At 41.9% G+C, this 21070-nt stretch carries 11 protein-coding genes; 7 read left to right on the top strand and 4 right to left on the bottom strand.

Annotated features, from left to right (window positions below; all coding sequences use genetic code 11):
• Positions 1–3: 3 nt before the first annotated feature.
• The 4 genes from GXP67_RS08855 to GXP67_RS08840 form a co-directional block, all read right to left on the bottom strand.
• On the bottom strand, positions 4–4158 hold the full coding sequence (locus tag GXP67_RS08855; protein ID WP_162442813.1) for a DUF7619 domain-containing protein: 4155 nt from the start codon (positions 4156–4158) through the stop codon (positions 4–6).
• Between the two features lie 66 nt (positions 4159–4224).
• Complete coding sequence (locus tag GXP67_RS08850) at positions 4225–6504, bottom strand: T9SS type B sorting domain-containing protein (protein WP_162442812.1); 2280 nt, start codon at positions 6502–6504, stop codon at positions 4225–4227.
• A 681-nt stretch (positions 6505–7185) separates the two neighbouring features.
• Entirely contained in the window at positions 7186–7995 is an 810-nt protein-coding gene (locus GXP67_RS08845; RefSeq protein WP_162442811.1) for a polysaccharide deacetylase family protein, read from the bottom strand.
• Positions 7996–8029: 34 nt separating this feature from the next.
• A complete protein-coding gene (locus GXP67_RS08840) occupies positions 8030–11068 on the bottom strand; it encodes a PVC-type heme-binding CxxCH protein (RefSeq protein WP_162442810.1) in 3039 nt (1012 codons plus the stop codon).
• 246 nt (positions 11069–11314) lie between these two features.
• Here GXP67_RS08840 and GXP67_RS08835 point away from each other — a divergent pair, with 246 nt between their 5' ends.
• The 7 genes from GXP67_RS08835 (at position 11315) to GXP67_RS37305 (ending at position 21065) form a co-directional block, all read left to right on the top strand.
• Complete coding sequence (locus GXP67_RS08835) at positions 11315–13891, top strand: CAP domain-containing protein (RefSeq protein WP_162442809.1); 2577 nt, start codon at positions 11315–11317, stop codon at positions 13889–13891.
• A gap of 540 nt (positions 13892–14431) precedes the next feature.
• Entirely contained in the window at positions 14432–14572 is a 141-nt protein-coding gene (locus GXP67_RS08830) for a hypothetical protein (RefSeq protein WP_162442808.1), read from the top strand.
• A 22-nt stretch (positions 14573–14594) separates the two neighbouring features.
• Positions 14595–15890: a PcfJ domain-containing protein gene (locus GXP67_RS08825; protein WP_162442807.1), complete on the top strand. Its 1296-nt coding sequence runs from the start codon at positions 14595–14597 to the stop codon at positions 15888–15890.
• Positions 15891–16293: 403 nt separating this feature from the next.
• Positions 16294–16719: a T9SS type A sorting domain-containing protein gene (locus GXP67_RS08820; protein WP_162442806.1), complete on the top strand. Its 426-nt coding sequence runs from the start codon at positions 16294–16296 to the stop codon at positions 16717–16719.
• Positions 16720–16949: 230 nt separating this feature from the next.
• Positions 16950–18503, top strand: a complete 1554-nt coding sequence (locus GXP67_RS08815; protein WP_162442805.1) for a hypothetical protein — start codon at positions 16950–16952, stop codon at positions 18501–18503.
• A 230-nt stretch (positions 18504–18733) separates the two neighbouring features.
• Entirely contained in the window at positions 18734–20140 is a 1407-nt protein-coding gene (locus tag GXP67_RS37310) for a DUF1549 domain-containing protein (RefSeq protein WP_232065048.1), read from the top strand.
• Positions 20100–21065 (top strand): DUF1553 domain-containing protein, encoded by a 966-nt coding sequence (locus GXP67_RS37305; protein ID WP_232065044.1) that lies wholly within the window; start codon positions 20100–20102, stop codon positions 21063–21065. Before GXP67_RS37310 ends, GXP67_RS37305 begins: the two co-directional genes overlap by 41 nt.
• Positions 21066–21070: the final 5 nt, after the last annotated feature.

Genomic DNA, 21070 nt, shown 5'->3' with positions numbered 1-21070 from the left:
GAATTATTTAATAAATATTCTTTTTGTGGTACCGCCCTGGGGTGTATCTACTGTAGTTTTCAGAATATACATACCTGTTCTCAGTTTGGGCAATATCACTTCTTCCCTAATAGTATTGGTTTGAGGTATTGCAAATGATTTATTCCACACCTGTCTTCCCAAAGCATCCCAAAGTGTTGCTTCTATCGTTTTACCGGCAGGAGCAATCATATATATGGTGAAGGCTCCATTATTGGGATTAGGATAAATTTCAAAAGAACTACGAATTAACGGAGGAGGAAAAGTATAGTTGAAACCTTGTGATAGAGGTGAAAGACATCCTTTCGTATCTACCTGTACTGTATAAGTGCCCTCTTGACTAACCTTTATGCTTTTGGATGAAAATGATAATGGATTGCCATTTAAGAACCATTGATAGGTATCTGCTTCCAGGTCGCATACCAGGTCTTCCCGGTAGAGTAAGGAAATAGAAGGCGGCTGATTGGTATTGCAAAACCCGATTCGAGTAGCATTAGTAGCAGGCAGAGGTACATCGTAAATAGTATTAAATACTGTATTGGTCCTGACTGGCTCATTATAATCAAAGAAGATATCAGCCAAGTTTTCTATTATTGTCTTCTCAGCAATACCTGCCAGGGGTTTAATGCTGAACTTAACATATCCATTGCTGCCCTCCTGATCAGTGGTACTGTCTGGTAAAAGAATATTATCAAACGTGAAAGTAAGGACAGGGCGGCCTTTTCCGGAAACATTTAACTGATACCCATGAGAGGCAGCACCCATTTTTAAAGTGCTGATATCCAGGTATTCTGATAAGGTATCTACCACGACCACTTTGTAAGCATAATCAGTACCTGTATTCTGGAAGCGGATGGTATAATCTAAAGCTCTGTTGGTAGGCGTGTAATGGTTTTCTGTAACGCCTACAGGCGATACGAGTTTATCATTCGGATCATAGGAATCAATGATAGGTAAACATTCAATAGCTACTTCCGGCTCTGCATCGTCTTGTGGTAATTGGGCTACATACCCAGTACTGATTTTACCTCCACTATTTACGCCGCATGCTTCAATGCTGATATTGGTTTGTTGTTTGGTAGGATGAAAAGGCGATTGATCAGCTTCCAATCTTAGTGTTTGACCATTGGCAGGTACTTGCAAAATCAAACTATCTCCTACAGTGAGCTTGTATTTAGCAGCGAAAATAACTTGAGCATCCAGCAGAATCCGGTAGGCACTACTGTCTGCCATATTTCCCGAACCATTGTTATAAATACCTAGCTTTACTCTCCCATTGTCGAGACATTTCGCTTGCAGCGTAATATCAGAACCGTCCCAGTCTGGAGAAGGATTGGAAGGATTTGCCGGAGAAATCCATACTTTGGTACACTGGGTGAGCCCTCTGATATCTGGATTATTACAGGCTACTGAATCTTTGATTTGAATCATACCACAACTTCCTGCTTGTACTGCTCCAATAGAAAATACATAGTTCTTGTCTTCGTCCATTGTGTAACCAGCGTTTGCACTTACTAAAACCACATGTTGAGGTAATTGCAGGTGGACTTTTACATCACTCGCCACGGCACTTCCTTCATTGCAGTAAGAAATCGTAGTGGTATTGGTAAAGCACCTGCGCCTACGATCAGAGGCGATGCTAGCTGATAAATAGGGCATATATGTAACCTGGTTAGCAAAATCCTTATCTTTTAGTGTATTGCCGTAAGTACTGAATGTAGCATCATGTGAAACTGTATTAGAAGGGCATATTTGTTTAATTAGGGTGCTCTTTTCTTCAGGCAGGAGTTGTCTTATTCGGTAAGCACCCGTATCTACAATGATAGAATAAAATCCCAGGCTATCTGTTATGCCGTAATAAAGTCCAGGTTCTGCAATAACTACGATATCCTTTTGAGGAATATCCTCTTCATCTAACAGACAATTTTTGTTTTTGTCCTCAAAAATTTGCCCCTCAATCCTGTTACTCGTTTGCTCAGTAATATCAATTTTAGTATACGGGTGATAAGTGAAAGCATTCACTTGCGAACTGTGAAACGTACTTCCCGGGCTTTCCATTTTTCCTTGTGAATAGATAAAATTATCGGTATCTAGTACGATGGTTGCTGTTGCAGCAAAAAGTGGAATCGGCTTTATATTCCAAGTGGCAGGTTGGCCTGTTGTGCCATTAACTGGGATGATATACGAACCCAACACAGGGTAAATAATGCTATCTTTTATGCCTATAGAACCCGAGTAGTAATATTCAGTCTCAGCCTCCCATGGAATAACCCGTCCTGTAAATATATTTATGGCTGCAAGGCCAGGCCTTTTCTGATTGGCAATATGTGTAAAGTTTCCGCTTATATATAAATGCGAGTTAGCCAATCTCAGTGCATAGCAACCGCCTTTATAAGGCTTGGATTCTAAGTTTGGGTTCCAGGGAGTAGGTTGTCCAGTCGTACTATTTACGACTGCAAGTCCTACTCTGGGTTTTCCGGCAATGGTGTCAAAAGCACCCCCTATATAGATTAAATCACGGACGGCAATAAGCTGGCCAACAGTATAATTTGCGTTGGGGTTCCAGGCATTTTCTTTGCCGGTGACAGGACTTACCGCTGCTGCGTTGTTCCTTACCGCACCATTTACTCTGTTGAAGTTACCTCCTAAATAAACTGCTCCATTTGCTAGAGCGACTGTGTTGACACTTCCATCAACTTCCAATCCACTATTAAAAACCATTTTAATGTCGGGATTCCAATCAGTAGGAATACCTGTAACAGGATCAATGGCGGCGATACCCTTTCTGTCTTTACCACCAATAGTAGAAAATGATCCGGCTACATAAACTAGTCCATCCGAAACTACTATGCTGTTTACAACGCCATTGCGGTTTTTAATGTCAGGATTCCAGTTGGTAATTCTTCCTGATCTGGTATCAATGGCTGCAATATTATTCCGGAATTTTCCTCCGGCACTGTTAAACTCACCTCCCACAAATACTGAATTTTCAGACACAGCCACGAGATTCACCCATCCATCTACGCCAGGATCCCATTCTGTTTGTTGGCCGGTAAAAATATCTATGGCTGCTAAATATTCTATAATGTTTCCATCTCTGGTTCCACCACCTATGTAAAGCTGATTGTTGAAAAGTTGAATACTATTTTTCCCAAGATCCGGAATATCTTTAGGGTGCCAGGGAGTAACTTCACCGGTAATAGCATCCAGGGCTACCAGATTTTCTCTCGGATGCCCGGCTATTTGACTAAACAATCCCCCTACAAAAATGGTGTTATCCTGGGCCAGCAATACACGTGCATATGCACCCATCCATGGATTCCAGCTTGAAATCTGATTATTAGTTAAATCGATGGCAGCCAGGCGGCGCCTATCCGTGTTTTCAACTTTTTCAAAGTCTCCGGCCAGATAAAGGGTGTTTTTTAGTATAACAATACTATATACTGAGCCATCGATAGTGGGAGCCCAGTCGGTTGCTATGCCTGTTATGGGATCTAAGGCGGCTAAATTATTTTTGAGTTTTCCGCCAATAGCTACAAAGCTTCCACCTACATAAAGTAAATTATTTGAAGCGATTATTGTATTGACAGCTCCGGTAACCTGTGGATTCCATTCTGTTACCTCGCCTGTTGTAAGATCAACTGCTGCCAGATCGTTTCTATCTTTTCCGCCCATTTCATGGAAACTTCCAACAATATAGAGCTGATTACCATAAGTAAATAAAAGCGTGATATAAGGATTATTCCGGTAAGTAATATCCAGATTCCAGTTCATGTCCAGGGAATTATCCGGTAATATATGTGCCATCCCGTTTCGTTTTACCCCCAGAATTTCCGTAAAATCACCTCCGATAAACCAGCCTCCTTTACCATCAGATACAGCAGCAGACACTGTCCCTTTTATCCGCAACGACCGATTATTAACTAGCTGTCCGTCAGACGTGTTCAGCATGGCGCCGCCTCCGGTAAGTTGCCCCATGTATTTGAATGCGCCTCCCAGGTAGAGATTGTTTTCATCATTAGCAGCAGCACTGACCTGACCATCCACCACCCATAGGGTAGTATCCTGTTCCTGGGCTTGAAGGGGAGTAAATAAGTAGGATAAGCAGATAAAGAAAAGAATTTGTAGATGTCTTATCATATAAACTGTAAAAATAGAAAAACCATATTTTAAGATAGATGGATTAGTATTTTGGAAAGTAAACCTTTACCTCAACACACTGATGATTCCCTTCCAGGTGCCAAAACAGGGAGAATCTCCGGAAATCTGGTAGAAGTAAGCGCCGTTGGTTAAGCCTGCGGCATTCCAGTTATTCTGGTAATCGTTGCTGTGGTATACTTCCTTTCCCCAGCGGTTGTAGATGGTCAGGTGAATCTTGCCGAATCCGTTTTTGACGACAAAAAACTCATTGGACTGATCCTTGTTCGGCGTAATCACATTGGGGATTTCTACCAGATCCGGATTAAGCATCTGTACCTGTATCTTGCCGGTGCTTGTACAAGTGCTGTTGCTTACCTGCACGGTGTATTCGCCGCTCTGGGTTACTGTTAAGGTATTTTCTGTGCTGTTATCTTGCCACAAATAGCTGTAGCCATTAACCGGATTACCGGCATAGAGAATGAGCGGTGTGTTTCCGCAAACCAATGTATCGGAGGGTAATAAAACCTGAGGATACTCAACTACCTGTATCGCAACCGGCTGTGAAAGGGCGGAGCATTGCTGGCTATTTGTAATCTGCACCGCATAGTTCCCCTCATTCTTAACAAGCAATTGAGAAGAGGTTTCGCCAGTTAAAAGCTGATTGTTTTTATACCACTGGTAGGAATATCCGTTATGTTGCGTAGATGTGAGAAGGGTAGTTTCTCCGGAACAGATTTTTGCTTTGCCATCAATACTCACAGTTGCTGTTACAGCCGGTGATTTACTGATGATAATTTCCTGGGAGGTTCCTGCACAATTCTTCTGCGATTCCTGTACTACAACATAATACTTTCCTGCTTCACTTATAAGCAAAGAATCTCCAGAAATATCATTGAGCAACTCACCATTATAATACCACTGATAAGAAGCAAATCCGGCGGAAGTTTTTAGTTTTAGCGTACTTTCTCCACAAATGATAGTTCCCTGTGCAGAAGTAATGTTCACTTGTGGTTTGGGAATTACATACACAGTTGTTTGCAGGGAATCCCGGCAGCCGTAGATATTTTCAGCATATACCTTGTATATAGTGGTAACTGCGGGAGAAACGGTAGGCGTAGAAGAACCAGCATTATTCATTCCAGCAGCAGGCGCCCATGTATAATTGCTTCCTCCCTGAATATGTAGTTGTACACTTTCCCCAGCACAAATGGTCTGGTCGGCTGAAATTTGAATGGTTTGTAAAAACTCCGACTGGATATGATCGGATACTCCGGTAGAAAGAATGGTGTTCACATCCATCACACTAAAAGTAGGATTGGCTTCATTGGGATTATCCACAATGGTGATCTGGCACCCATTCACATGTGGAATGTATAGTTTTCCGTCTTTGCCTAACTCAATTTGTCCTAAACCTTCCACAGTTGTGTTACTACACTTAGATGTATTGTAAGCAATTGTCCAGGAAGTAGAAGTATTAGAGGTAAAATCGTATCTGAATAAGTTTGACGAGGAGATATCACCAAAGTAGTTGCGGTTGTGCCAGTCGGTGGCATATACCTTGGAGGCATCCGGTGAGAACTCCAGCCCGTAGATGCCATTGGTTGCTGCAAAGTTTATCGTCCTATCATTACTAAGCTGTCCGGTGATGGGGTCGAAATCAGCCAGAAATATTCTGTTTTTATAAGTAACCGCATATCCCAGCCTTCCATTGTGGTAATCCAGTTCTCCCCGGCCATTGTGACTTTCAGCATTGAAGGCTTGAATAAGCGTACCGGCTGAGATTCCGTTTGCATCTATTCTGAACCGTTTGAAACCACTGTAACACTGGTAGCTGAGCAGCCAGTAGGTATTGCTACAGGGAATCCGTATAATCTCTAATCCTTCGGCAAAATTGCTTCCGGCTTCTATCACATTGTTTATACTGATCACTTTTCCCAAACCCGCCCGTAATTTCATATCCACTACCGCATAATAAAGGCTGGAACAGAATTCACTATTATAGAAAATATAATACTTTGTTGGATCGGCTGGAAACGGACAAAGTACTATTTCAGAAGATGAAGGATGAGCCAGAATACCTGCAGAACCTGGCATCAACGTTCCGTTCTTATCATACACACCACTGGCATTCACCCAGATGATAATATTACCCTGTCTGTCTTCAGCATGGGCTATGCCTTCTCCGATACTGGCTCCAGAACCAATGCCAGTGTATACAGGAGAGGGAGAGGGTGTTGAGAAATCAAGCCGGACAATGTTGGAAGTGCTGTTGAAATACAGATTTTGAATCTGGGCGAAACAAGGGCAGGCAAAGGCAAGCAACAAAAGTAAAAATATTGTTTTCATAGCTTAAAGCAACCGGCTTGAAGTAGCGTTCAGGTAGCTTCAAGGAAATGGATGCGGAACAGCCAATGTATGGATTTGTTTGAGATTATTTTTTGTAATCTTACACCTAAGCTTACGCAACAATTACAGTGTTACTTAAGATTATTGAGATTAGTATTTTGCCAATTGTTTTTTTCAGAATTAATGATCTTTTAGATGATCTACATTTACAGAAGCATAAAAATAAGACATGCCTTCTCCTTCCCCTCCTATTTTTTCATTCGTCGCCAGCACCATCTTTAAATGAGTCAAAAAAATACTCTCCTGTACTCAGTTCTTTGTATTGAAAAGAATTTGCTTGCAGGACTTTTAAAGTTTTGTGGATCTCTGCGTCAAAAATGATAATTACGTTGTTTACGACAACACTCAAACCCCAATGTACTTCCAATTCTTGTAAATAATTCTGTTCATTATAATTCAAAAAGAAATAACTATCCGACTTATGGTAGTTCTCATAAATATCCCGTTTCTGGTAAAGCTGTTCGCTATGTCGATTGTTTAATAATTTGCGGACTATCCCTCTTTGTGTTCCCCACCGAACTATATTTTCATTAATTACAAAGCCGGTATTTGGCAGATATTCTATATCCGTCTTTTTGAATAACAGGGAAATTATGATGTTTGATGATTTTTATGTATAAACTATTTATTTCCTTTAGTCTTCTGAATATAGCCCGAAACAGTGCCTACTGGTGCCAGCCAGATGCCATTTGCCGGGTTCTGGGCATAAGCGATCAGTTCCCGTAACATAGCTAACTTAGTCGTCTGGTCGCCGGAATCATTCATTTCATGGCCAGCCAGTACCACCCATTGACCAGTTTCTCTAGCCCGTTCGAGTAAAGGGCGGATCTGGTCGAAGTTCTTGCCATCCATTTCCATACCTGTGAGTTGTGCCATATCGCAAAACAGTGGTTCATTTGGGCCCTCACTTAGCCATAATCTTCCGGAGGAGAATAATTCTGCTATTACCGGAACATAGCTTTTGGTTTGAGTACCTCTTCCAACGAAAGTCTGGCCGCAGGGATAGGCAAAAACAGCTGGCGTAACTCCTATCAGGCTTTTAATCATCCGGTTGGCTTCTATCAGTTCACTCCGCATCTTTTCAAGGCTATACTCTTCCAATGCTTTTTGCCTCGACCAGGCAAAGTTGCCGGTACAGGGATGGTTGAGTGAATGGTTGCCGATTTCATGTCCGCTGGCAACCGCTTTTTTCCAGCCTTCTAAACGCTGCTGTACAGCGGATGGCACTACATAAAAAGTAGCTTTTACGCCATATTCATCGAGGAGCGCTGTACCTTTGTCCACCTGGCTCATCCGGCCATCATCAAAGCTCAAACTTAAAGCCATTCGTTTGCTTTCTGGCCAGGAAACGGTTGTTTTTTGCTGGGCGGCACTGTAAATGGTTTGAAGTAGAAGGAGAGTGAACAGGATAAATTTTGAAGCGGTTTGCATGAGTGGTAGTTTGAAAGATCGAATATCATTAAAGTTACTTTATCTGCCGGATGTACGCTAGTAAGTCAGCCATATCCTGCTGGTTGATTTGCTTTTCTAAGCCAGCAGGCATGGCGGATATAGTAAGAGCTGTTAAACTTTTAATATCCTGACGGGCTACTGTATTTTCCTGACCACCTGCATTTCGAAGGGTGATGGCTGTAGGCGTTTCCGTGGCAATAATTCCTTGCAGGGATTCTCCATTTTTTAATTCCACTGTCCAGAGATCATAGCCATCTGCTATTGAAGCATTGGGATTCAAGATATCATTCATAATGGAAGCTGGTGGCCGGTTTTTAATTGAACTCAGTTCCGGGCCAAATGCAGTACCATTTCCTTCCATCTGGTGGCAAACTGTGCAATTTTTTTGAAATACAAGTTTGCCTTGTTCCGCCTTCCCTGTCATGGTAAGTGCCGCCTGATACTGACTAATTACTTCTGGTTTGGAACTATCCTGTTTGGTTAATAACATTCTTGCCCGGTTGCGTAATTTCTCGTCTTCATAGGACATTAGGTGTACACTTCTGCGCCAGCCTAGACTGGAAGACTGAATTTGCCCTTTTTCCAGTGCATCCAGTAGCAATTGAATCCGCTCCGGATCAGACATAAAGGTATTGATGGCCATATCCCGCATATCTGGGGTAAGAGAAGTCCATTGCTCAATCACATAATGGCCTACCTTCTGACCGGGAATAGTACTCATGGCCTCTAAGGCGGCAGATTGAACCGGCAATGGTTCTTCAGGACTAATGCAGGTGGTAAGAAAGGAAAAATATGGCTCAGGATTAATAAGGGACAGAAAAAGGATGGCTTGTGCCCTTTCTTCCTCCGGAAGCTGGTGGTTGCCTGCCTGTTTCAAGGCTTGTTGCATAGCCATTTGAGTTTGTGCTTTTTCCGGAAGGCCAATTACCTTGAGCATGGCCAATGACCCTTTGCGGACCCCAATAGAAGGATGATTCACACAGGTTTTAGTTAAAAGTTTTTTCTCTTCTTGCCAGAAACCAGCTTTTGTTTCTTTGCTTTTGAGCCCTTTCGCGAGCCCTTCCAGAATAGAAGCCTGCCAGATACTGGCTTTTTCTCCCATCGGCGCCGTCGCTTTTTCAATCAGAGGATGTATCCGTTCTGCTTTCTGACTGGCACCAGCCATGGCACTTAAGCGGCTGACAAGCGATGCATGCGCCGGATTATCCGGATTGAATTGCTTAAGTACCGCATCCAGCAAACCGCTTTGCTGGGAAGCAGGGGCAGAGAGAGCTGCAATTTGAACCCAGTTATCATTTATATCCCGGAACAACAGTTTTTGCCTGGCCTGATCTGCCTCTGGTGTATTGATAAAACCGAGTGTGCAAAGCAACTGATATCTTACTTTGGCATCTGTATCTGTTTGCATAGCAACAAGTGGTTCGGCTAAGGTGGGCGTAGTTTCTAAGTGAAGTTCTGCCAGCTTAATCGCATTCACTCTTACACCATGAACAGCATCCTGTAAAGCTTTCGTAATGAGTTCTGACTGTAACTCTCCCATTCCTTCCAGGGTCCATAAGGCATGTAAACGGCCAAGGGGTGAGCTAGCCTGTTGGGCCATTTTTGTTAAAGCCGTAATAGTATTTTTACTTCCACGGTCTATCAGCAGGCGCTGGGCATTCCTGCGCCACCAGATATTGGAACTGGCCAGATATTCTATCAACTGATCATCGGTAGCATCACCCAGAGAAAGTCCTTTGGTCCAGTCAGCTGGTTTGGCATCTCTTTTAGAGATACGGTAAATGCGGCCCTTATCAGTACCATTATATAAAGCGCCAGATTTTACTACGTCCTCGGCCATCCATTCCGGATGTTCTATAATTTGCCGGTAATAATCCACCACATACATCGCCCCATCCGGACCAGTATATAGGTTTACCGGACGAAACCAGGCATCCGTAGAAGCCAGGAACTCCTGTTTGGGACGCAGGCGGCTGGCAGTAAAACTGGCTCCTTTGGGTTGGATACGGTCGGCATGAATCAGGTTGCTGACTGGTTCCGCCACAAAAGTGACACTATCAAATCCGGGAGGAAAAGCGCCACCCTGATAATAATTGATTCCACAGGCAGAGGTAATCACACCTAAATCCGTGAGCAACTGGTGCTGAGGATTTTGTGTAATCGGAAATACTTCTGCAGCATTGGCATGGTCGGAAAGCGATTGGGTAGCATCACTTATAAGTAAATCCGGGTTACGCATCAGATAAGAGGCAGCAATGACTTCATGAAAAACATGGTTGTAATTGGTGACCAGAAACCAGTTACCCCAGGCATCAAAAGTATGTCCGAATTGCGTATCACTGGAAGTCATTTCAAGCCCAAAGCTATCCGGTTTGAACCGTACGCCACGTCCTTGTGCATTATCGGGAAGCCTGGGGCCATTGGGTTTGTCGGTGTATATAATATCCTTGCCAGTATCGCCAAATTCCTTTGTGTACACTTTTGCCGTTACTTCAGCTTCATGGCCCAGGTAGATCCAGTTGTCAAGGCCATAGAGCGGATTATTCACATTATGTTGTGGATTAGACAGGGCAAATCCTTCGAGGATACTTTTTTTAATGTCTGCCTTGCCGTCGTTATTGGTGTCTTCCAAATACCACACATGCGGAGGATCAGTAATGAGTACACCTTTCTTCCAGCGCATAATACCAGTGGGAAGCGTGAGGTTTTCAGCAAAGATGGTGCTTTCATCCATTTTTCCATCGCCATCTGTATCGGTCAGCAATTTGATCTTTCCAGAGCCGCTTTTATCGAGCGGATAGCCATGCATTTCTACCACATAGAGCCGCCCATACTCATCTATTTCCATCGCCACCGGATCAGAAATGAGCGGTTCACTGGCAAGTAATTCTATTTTAAAGCCAGGTTCCAACTGAAAGCTTGCCAGTGCTTTTTCCTCTGCTTCAGTTTTAGGAACAGCTGACTTTTTACAGCCTGCCAGCATAATAGGTAGCACACAAAGGCAGAGTAAGGACGAATAGTTTAGTGGATAGTGGGGTAGTTTGTTAAACATACAGTTTTGAACGTATCAAAATAGAAGGTAGAAAAATACATTAGATTTCGAATAAGTACATTTTTTTATAAACCTATGTGCAAAACTTTCATCTATTGCATCTTATAAATAGTGGTAATTGTTGCTATCACAATTTTATAGCTAAGCCTATAAAATCCATAGGTACTTGCTGTATAAATAGTTTTCCAGAATGAAAATATGTATCTTATCAATATAGTAAAATTTCGGATATCCTCACTTTATTTCATGTTTAAGCTTTTCTCATTCCTCACGCTACTTGCTAGTATACCCCTGGCGTTTAGTGTAGATACCTATGCCCAGTCTACTTCTGACAAGCCGGATCAACATCAGTTGCAGATACAGTTTCTGGAGCATTTAATAAAAACACAGGTAGACAGTGTGAGAAAAGCGCATGGATTGCGGCACCTGGTGAATGATAGTATCTTATATATAGCCGCAAAAGATCATGCCACGTACCTGTCAGCAGAAAAAGATATTAGTCACTTTCAGAATAGTGTGCAGAAACGTACGCCACAGAACAGAGCCGAGTTCTATGGTGCCCAACAATATCTGGTTGGAGAGAATGTACTTTCATATTCCCTGGAAACTACTTATATCGCAACAGCCAGGAAAATGGTGAAAGGCTGGGTAAACTCACCGGGACATTATAAAAATATAATCACACCAGACTACCAGGTTACCGGGGTGGCCATTGCCAGGCATCCGGAAAGCGGGAATATTATTGCGGTGCAGAAATTTGCTAAAGTGTTATGGAAATATAGCTTCACAGAAAACAAACAGATGTTCAACTACTCCACAGATACAGAGCAGGTATATGACATCAAAACCAAACAACTCAGAGCCGCTGGAGATAAGGAAAAACTTCCCTGGAATTTGCAATCCCTGGACAGTAAAGCCAGTGCCTCTTGTGCCAAATGTGCTGGATTACTTACCGATAGATTCGATATTTTACCCCGGTTTGAAAATAATCAGGTGTTTGCGGTAAGTACGCATGTCAAAGAAATCCTGAAAACATTTAAAAATAAACACGATGGAATCGCCCTGGAACGAGTAGGGTATGAGCCTTACCATTGTGGCAATCCGGCCTATTATACCAATCCTGCCCGGCGAAACCTTAATTCATCTTTATCCGGAGAAGTATTTGAACCGGTGTATAAAAAGGAATTATTATATCGTCTGAAACAAAAGGAGAAAAACTTTTATAGACAGAAAAAACAAAGAATCCGGCAACTGAAGAAAATTTCAACGAAGGAAGCCAAACTAGAACTTGAAGAAGTAAAAACATCAACTTGGGAACCAGGATACTGGCAGGCTTTTATTCAAAAACTTCCGGCAACAGGCGGCGACTTTTATACTTATAATTTCCTGCTGATTCATGATGGGGTAATCCACATCCCTTTAATTTACACCGATGTATGCGGCGACCTTGGTTTTTCTGATACACTTCAGATGGTAACTGCATTTGACAAGCCTGATATTCAGATTGAAACCATCCAGAAAAGTTTTGAATTTGAAGTGCCCTTCCGCAGAAATAGTATCACACCAGATACACTTTCCATGCATATCATTGAAGATTCGATCCGGAATTACCAGATAGATACCGTGCAGGTAGAGGCTTTTTCGTCTGTAGAGGGATTTGAAAACTTGAATTCAACGCTTCATACCCAACGGGCTTCTGCCATTTATTCCCACATCATGTCTTATACAGACAGCACAACCATTTTACAGGTAAAAGCCAGAGAAAACTGGGACTTATTTTACAAGCAAATTACTACTTCCAGATTTTCGCACTGGCGGCAGTGGGAGCGAACTAAAATCAAGGAAGAACTGCAAAAACCCGAAGTACTGCAGGTGTGGGAGAAAAAACTGGACGAACAACGGAAGGCGAAAGTTACCATACAGGCGCATACGTTTGTTAGAGATACACTGGCCTATTTCTACAAACTCCGTAAACCCACCTTTGATCAGGCTACGCAGATGCAGAATTATTTATATGTGTTGTGGCAACAGAAGCGCATCACTGCCGACTCAATAATCACTTTAAAATATCCGTATCGCAAAGAGGCTAGTATTCTTCTCTCCAATCAACTGGCTTTTAATTACCAGTTACATGCCTCCCATTGGACCAAACAAGAGCAGGATAGGTTTTACAACACATTTCAGGAAGCAGTTAGTATCGTTAGAGCAGATGAGCGGTTAAAATACAATTACCTGGTATATGTGATTTCCAACTGGGATTATCTGCAAAAGGAGAGAGGCCTGCCAGTTGAAAGAATGTATAAGCTGTTGAAACAACTTGGAAACTCAGACGATGACCAGATGAACATAGCGAGATTGAAGGCGTTGTTTTTTGTGAAAGCCCTGCCGGTATACTACAAAGCCAATACTATAAAGCGCATAGATGAAGGATTAGAAACTGTGTTCGATTTCTATAGCCATGATTCTGCGATTGTTTCCAGTAAAGAGCGTACGATGAGTTTAGCCAGGTATTTTGTTGAACTTGGCGACCTGGAACATGCCTACACCATTCTGGATAACTATCAGAAAAAGTCACCTTTTGATAAGGAGATACATGCCTACTTTTTAAAGGTAGCTTTTACTCATCCTTATTACCAGAAGAGCCGGGCATATGTGAAATTGCTCATCCAAGCCAAGGAATTACTTTCTGAAGATGAATGGTGTGATCTCTTTATCGGTCCTTGTAGAATTACGTTCCAGATTTTTGATGACGAAGAACTCAGAGATGTCTATTGCGAAGCCTGCGCAGACAAGGGTAATTACGCTACTTCTCATTTGAAATAAACCTATAAACCATTATTCAGGTAAATAAAATATTACATCAGCAGCTGATCCAGGTGTGGTAGGTACTTTTATTGAATATCATTTATTTTTAACAATTGAGGGTTGATTTAGATCAAATGTTAATATAATTGGGGTAGATTACAGGTAAGAATACAAGCACTGGAAAATAAATCTTCTGAATCCCTTGCAAATCTTACATCCTCTGTTGTATATTTGTCAGACCAATTCAAAAATATAGCTACCCATGTTTTGCCTATTCACATACCGTCAAGCTTCCATGCAGCGCTCACCTCTGGGATTCAGAAGTGAAATGCAGGCATTGTTGCATCCGGCCGGAAATAGGTGTAAAGGGTAATTCTTCAGATATATCCACCTAAATACCTATATAACCCGGATGCTGAACCATCCGGGTTTTTTGTTGCCCTCCGCTGAAAAGCTGGTTTGCTATACCTGTATGCTTAAAAAATCTTAATGCCTGATACTCAATACTTAGTACTATACGCCATGAAACTGATTCTAAATAAAACCTAATAAAAGACTATGTCCGACAAACGAAGCTTACACCTCGAGGCTGCTTTTCTGTGCGGTTACCGGAAAAGAGCCATGTCCGGGAAGATATCAGATACTTTCCCCGGCCAGAGTATGCCCTTGCAAAAAGGCTATTCCATAAAACCGCCGTAGGTTCATTTAACAAAGAATTAGTATGGGAAAATCCAATAAAAAAATGCTTTCCAGAACGGATCGCATTCAATTGCAAACTAAAAAACAAGTATGGGAGCATGCTTTACAACAATCATTAGTCCGGCACAATACCACAAATAAACCTTTATCCGGATGGATTAAACAATTACAACAAGACAAATTGCCCTTACAACCGGAGTATGGTACCTCATTGATGGTGATCGCAGGTTTATACAACCAGATCGCCAAAAAAGAATTGTTGAAGCGCAAAGCCTTTGATGATTTACTGGTGCAACTGGAGAAGCAGAATTGCCATAAACTATTGTCTGAAGAAAAATACCTGAAAGGCATTTACTATATCGCCCAGTTTGCCTCTTATTTTATACAGGATGTTAACCAGTGGAAAAAAGTAAGTTATCAGCCTGAAAAACAATTTGCCCACCTGCTGCGCTTCTTGTTTGCCAACTATCCGGTGCCGCTTTTCCTGGATAAAGCCTGGCTGGAAGCTGGTGAGGAAACTGCCCGGAAATGGTTTATAGATATTGCCAGTGGCTTGAGTGTGCGAAAATTGCAGGCTTTGCCTGTTCCGCTTACCAAACGGATGGCACATTTCTTTCTCTGGACACCAGCATACTGGAGCATTAGTGGTGCTTTCCGGTTTGCACAGGTCATTGCCCTGGGTGGCGATGAGTGGCTGGCCTGGCACCTGAATGCTACCCTATTAGGGCGAAATAACTTTCGTAACAATGATTTCTGGCTTACAGTAATCCGTTTTTTTGTAGAGGCTCCGCTATTTGATGCCAGGCGATTGGAAGAAGTGGTCAACTATATCAATCACCAGCGGCTGGCTCATACCGGATATTCGCTCAAAGGACGTACGCCTGATTCCTTATTGCGCCAGGTAGAGGAATGGCAACAGCAAATGAACCAGGAACAAAACTATGGCGGCAGACTTAACTGGAAACCTTCTGGTTTTGCCGCTTTCGAGCATGAAACTGGTTCTGGCCAGCTGGTGAAGATATTTAAAGTACGGGAACTGCTTTCCAGCAATGAACTGAGGGCAGAAGGAAAAAGCATGAAACATTGTGTATATACCTATGTTCGGTCCTGCCATGCTGGCCAGTGCTCCATTTTCTCCCTCACTGCGGATACTTTTTCTGCGACCGAAAGATTGGTAACTATCGAAGTAGATATCAAGAGGAAACAGATTGTACAAGCCAAAGCCCGTCTCAACGAAAAACCATCTGAAGAGGCTATGGATGTAATGAAGTTGTGGGCGGAGAAAGTGCAGTTGAGTATTGCCAAATATATATACTAGATTTCTGGCACCAGGGCTATAAGCATTTTGGCTTATAGCCCTGGTATTTTTAATCAAACCTTGGCTACCAGTGCATAAGTTGTTTTCAAAAGCTACATTATTGCTTTTTTCAAATTGTATTCCGCATAGTTCTATTTCTGGCAAAAGTGTACAAAAACGAACAGTATCTGTTCTGAATACGAACACTTTACTACTTCATAAGAAAATTCCATCCAAAAATCTCTGTTAATTATATTACCGCTTATCCCTGCCTTATCTGCCGTCTATTGATGCTTGTTGCCATTCATCGATTTATTTCCTTGAATGGGTAACTTCTGTGGCCCTTTCTCTATCAAATGGTACAAAATTCACATATAGATCAGCAAAACAAATTAGTAACTAAACGAAAACTTAACATACAATCATGAACACTACACTCACTTCCACAACTATTATGCGTAACCTGGCAGCCGCTTTTACTTTAGCCTTCATGCTTTTATTAGTAGGCAGCGTATCTGCCCAAAGTGTACAGTTCGCTGATAATGCGGCCATCCATACACAGACTTCAGATCAATTCAAAGTAGCTGTATTTCCGGTACAAAACTCATTAACTATGAAAGTATTGTTTGAAAACCCGGCTCAGGAAAAAGTAACGGTCATGATCAAAAACAGCAATCATGAGGTTGTCTACAAAAAAGAAGTTGGCAAAGTAGCTATCTTCAATGGCAAGTTCGATGTTTCTAAAATGACAGATGGTACCTATACCATGGTAATTGAAAGCAAACATCAGAGCTATTCTAATGCCTTCTCTGTAGAGACCTATCAGGAGCGCATTGCCAGAGCTTTGTAAGAAACATTTTATCCATAGTCTATATTCTCTTTTTCAAACAGGCAGGTGATCTTTCTCCTGCCTGTTTTCTTTTGTAATACTTAGGATAATCAGGCAATCAATATCTTTTTATAATTCCAATCTTATCGGAATAGAAGGCTTACCTGAATAAAATTGCTAGTTTTTATGCTGCCCCGAAAGAAAGCATATTATAACGCTCATTTTAAAAATGGTAAGTAAATAACAGGTATATGAACAGGCTAATATATTGGATTGTCTTATTAGTTTCGGTAGATGCTTATGGCCAGTATACACAATGGAGTAATCTCAAACCAGGACCTTATTCCATTGGTTACAAAGTAGTAATACTAACCGATTCAAGCCGGTATTACCAGGATATTTCAGCACCATTTGCAGATCAAAAAAGCGCCAAACAATATAGAAGAATTCCATTGTTTATATGGTACCCGGCCAGATCTTCTTCAGGTGATAAGCAAATGCTATATAAAGATTATTTTCCTGATTTAAAGTACGAAAATCCGTATGTGGAAAATGGAATGGAGAATCTGTTGACTCAACTCAAGAAAGGATGGCAAATCTCAGATAACCATTTTGAGCAGGCTTCTCTAACAAAAATTCCGGTAGTAAAACAGGCTGCACCCATTCATCAGAAATTTCCGGTAGTACTGCATACCCATGCCACCGGTCTGCTTATGCAAAGTGTGCTGATGGAATTTCTTGCCAGTAATGGGTATATAGTTATTTCTTATCCTCACCTCGGAGTAGATCCGCTTCATTTCAACTGGAATGATGGGAGTATTCAGGAAGAAGTTGTTTCTGCTGATGATGTAGGCTTTATAATAAGTAAACTGAGCTATATCGTTCCCTATGCAGCTATAGATAATATCTCTTTTATTGGTATGCTGGCTGAAAAGGGCGTAAATCACCAGTTTGCATCAGCCGATTTAAAAGCCATTGCCTGTTTGGGCTGCTTTCTGGACGAGCGGGTGAAACAACTGCCTTATTACGACCCAAGAAAATTCAGGATACCCCTATTACAAATTCCAGAATCCTGGCGAAACAACAATCCTTTATTTATTGATTCCTTGGTTAATGCTCCCAGATGGACAGTTAAATTCAAAGAAATAGTTCACACAGATTTTTATCCTGTTTACAAGGTCTATAATCCGGCAGATGCTAAGAAATATGTTAATTACGAATATATAGCTTTGATTGCACTGGAATTTTTGGATGCTGTTCAGAAAAAGAATATATATCCTGCTACATTTTCCTCTGTTCCTGCAGAGGTGCTTTATGCTGTAGTAGCCAAAACAGATGTAAAAATATTACCCACTGAAACAGAATTTTTATCCTGGATTAGAAATGGAGATATAGCGAAAGCCGAATCATATGCTGGTCAACTTACCCAAAGTGCGCTGATTAATGACCAACTAATGCGTCAACTATTATCCATTCTGGCCTCTGAAAATAAACCCTATTTGATTGAGGCTATTCATTTTTACTTCCGGCTCTATCCTAAAGATCCCAAACAAACGTTTATGTACATATTCCGCAACGCCAGCAATGAAAAAATGGCAACAGCTATTTTTGACCTGTTAATAAAAAAATTTCCAGTTTCTCCCTATCCCTACGATGGCTTATCAGATTATTATGAAAATACAGGAAATGCAGGGAAAGCAACAGTGCTGGCAAAGAAAGCATTAGAACTCCTAGAGAACACCCATAATATTTCACAACACGACATAGATGAACTCAAACAGAAACTGCAGGAAAAAATGAAATAATGAAGCTAACAAAATTCTCGGAACAAGGTATCTTAGTTGATTTTATTTAATTGTTTTCTAAATTTCCTCAAACGTTTGCATCAATTTACATAGCCTCTCTAATTAATAATTATTCCTCTGACTATTACATATTTAGAAAATTATTGTATATCAAATGTCCAAATAAAACTTAAAAAAGTGTATATTTAACGGCTTTCACCGAAAATATGTAGCTAAAACTTCCAGCCACTATGAAGCCAGTTAAAATATTTATTCTCCTCTTTTTTGTAAGTGCTATCCTGTGGCAAGGATGTTTAAAAAATTCTCAGGAGACTACGCTCCCGTTGGCTGCTAATTCAGGTAAAATCGACTTTAATTATCATGTAAAGCCCATTCTGTCTGATAAGTGTTTTGCCTGCCATGGTCCGGATGCTAATAAACGGGAATCTGGCTTGCGGCTCGACACCGAAGAGGGCGCATTAATGGCCTTAAAATCCGATCCGCATGCTTTTGCCATTGTGCGGGGCAATGTAGCCCAGAGTGTGCTGCTCAAACGGATTTTTGCTGAAGACCCAAAATTTCGGATGCCGCCTGTAGAATCAAATCTGGAACTGAGTGAACCCGAAAAAGAAATACTTAAAAAATGGATCGAGCAAGGCGCTGAATATAAAAAACACTGGGCATTTATTCCCCCTCAACAATCGCCGCTTCCTGAACCATCACCCGATGGCTGGGAACATAATGAAATTGACCGTTTTATTTTTGCAAAGCTCAAAGAAAAAGGACTAAAGCCGAATGACCCCGCCCATAAAGAAAGGCTCATCCGCCGGGTAAGCTTTGACCTGACTGGTCTTCCACCTACTATGACGCAGGTAGATGCTTTTTTACAGGATGAATCTCCCAAAGCTTTTGAAAAAGTAATAGACCAGTTGCTGGCTTCTCCGGCCTACGGCGAACGCTGGGCCAATTACTGGCTGGATGTGGCCCGGTATGGCGATTCGCATGGCTACCAGGATGATCTGCCCAGGGTGATGTGGCCCTGGCGGGATTGGGTAATTCATGCCTTCAATAAAAATTTACCTTACGATCAATTTGTAACATGGCAATTAGCCGGTGATCTCTTACCCAATGCGACAAAAGAGCAGATACTGGCCAGTGGTTTTAACCGCAACCATAAAATCACCCAGGAAGGTGGTGTGATTCCTGAAGAGTACCGCACCGAATATGTAGTAGACCGGACCAATACTTTTGGAAAGGCTTTTCTGGGTGTAAGTGTGGAATGCAGCCGTTGCCATGATCACAAATATGATCCTATTCTCCAGAAGGATTTTTATTCAATTTATTCCTTTTTTAACCAAGTAAAAGAAAAAGGCCTGATCAATTATGGCGAACTGCCCAAACCTAATATCACCATTACCCAGTCTGACCTGAACGATGTATTAAAATTCATCAATGGCAAAACCATTGGTGCTAAAGATACTGTAACCGTAATGGTGATGGGTGATGATGAACCCCGCAAAACATTCGTGCTGGACCGGGGCGAATACGACAAACCTACGAAAGTAGAGGTGCGGCCTAATACACCAGTTGCCATTCTTCCCTACGATTCTACCATGTATGGTACCAACCGGCTTGGAATTAACGAAATGGCTGTTTGATCCGAAACATCCGCTTACAGCCAGGGTAATGGTAAACCGGCTCTGGCAGGAAATGTTTGGCAAAGGTCTGGTCGTTTCTTCTGAGGATTTTGGCAATCAGGGAAACCTGCCTTCTCATCCCGAATTACTTGATTATCTGGCCGTAGAATTCCGGCAAAAAGGCTGGGATATGAAATACATGCTCAAAAAAATGGTGATGTCGGCAACGTATCAGCAGTCTTCAGCCACTTCTCCAAAATTACGGGAAGCCGATCCGGATAATACCTGGCTGGCCCGTAGTTTCCGTTACCGCCTCAATACAGAAATGATCCGGGATAATGTTTTATTTTCCAGTGGCTTGTTGAATCCTGAAATGGGTGGCCCCAGCGTAAAACCGTATCAGCCGGAAGGGATATGGGAAGCTATAGCTGTAGGCCGCAAAGGACGGGGCGAAACAGAATACATTGTTGACAAAGATGAAAAACTATACCGGCGTAGTTTGTATACCTACTGGCGCAAAACCATTCCGCCACCTTCGATGCTCATTTTTGATGCACCCATGAAAGAGATTTGTGAAGTCCGCAGGGTGCGCACCAGTACGCCTTTACAAGCCCTTAATTTACTCAATGATCCGCAGGTACTGGAAGCCTCCAGGGTGCTGGCTTCGCAGTTACTGGAAGAAAAATCACTTTCTACAGAGCAGAAAATCGAAAAAGCTTTCCGCAAAATTGTGATACGAAAACCACAATCGAAAGAGATAGAAGTCCTGATGGCAAGTTACAGTGAAGAGCAAGCCCGCTTTAAGAAAGATCCTTCGCTTGCCAGAAAGCTGCTGAAAGTAGGTGCTTACCCTCAAAAGGAAACGTTAGACCAAGTTGAATGTGCGGCGCTGATGCACGTAGTAAGCATTATCTATAATCTGGATGAAACCATTAGTAAGTCTTAAACGCT

This window comes from Rhodocytophaga rosea, from assembly GCF_010119975.1.
In the GTDB taxonomy this organism is placed as follows: Bacteria; Bacteroidota; Bacteroidia; order Cytophagales; family 172606-1; genus Rhodocytophaga; species Rhodocytophaga rosea.
This window is presented reverse-complemented; position numbering and strand designations above follow the sequence as displayed.

What these genes read in the sequence shown, in the direction of transcription:
- GXP67_RS37310 (WP_232065048.1), top strand. Translation starts at nt 18,734, where the DNA reads ATGAAGCCAGTTAAAATATTTATTCTCCTCTTTTTTGTAAGTGCTATC.
- GXP67_RS08835 (WP_162442809.1), top strand. Translation starts at nt 11,315, where the DNA reads ATGTTTAAGCTTTTCTCATTCCTCACGCTACTTGCTAGTATACCCCTG.
- GXP67_RS08845 (WP_162442811.1), bottom strand. Translation starts at nt 7,995, where the DNA reads ATGCAAACCGCTTCAAAATTTATCCTGTTCACTCTCCTTCTACTTCAA.
- GXP67_RS08825 (WP_162442807.1), top strand. Translation starts at nt 14,595, where the DNA reads ATGGGAAAATCCAATAAAAAAATGCTTTCCAGAACGGATCGCATTCAA.
- GXP67_RS08820 (WP_162442806.1), top strand. Translation starts at nt 16,294, where the DNA reads ATGAACACTACACTCACTTCCACAACTATTATGCGTAACCTGGCAGCC.
- GXP67_RS08815 (WP_162442805.1), top strand. Translation starts at nt 16,950, where the DNA reads ATGAACAGGCTAATATATTGGATTGTCTTATTAGTTTCGGTAGATGCT.
- GXP67_RS08830 (WP_162442808.1), top strand. Translation starts at nt 14,432, where the DNA reads ATGTCCGACAAACGAAGCTTACACCTCGAGGCTGCTTTTCTGTGCGGT.
- GXP67_RS08850 (WP_162442812.1), bottom strand. Translation starts at nt 6,504, where the DNA reads ATGAAAACAATATTTTTACTTTTGTTGCTTGCCTTTGCCTGCCCTTGT.
- GXP67_RS08840 (WP_162442810.1), bottom strand. Translation starts at nt 11,068, where the DNA reads ATGTTTAACAAACTACCCCACTATCCACTAAACTATTCGTCCTTACTC.
- GXP67_RS08855 (WP_162442813.1), bottom strand. Translation starts at nt 4,158, where the DNA reads ATGATAAGACATCTACAAATTCTTTTCTTTATCTGCTTATCCTACTTA.
- GXP67_RS37305 (WP_232065044.1), top strand. Translation starts at nt 20,100, where the DNA reads ATGGTACCAACCGGCTTGGAATTAACGAAATGGCTGTTTGATCCGAAA.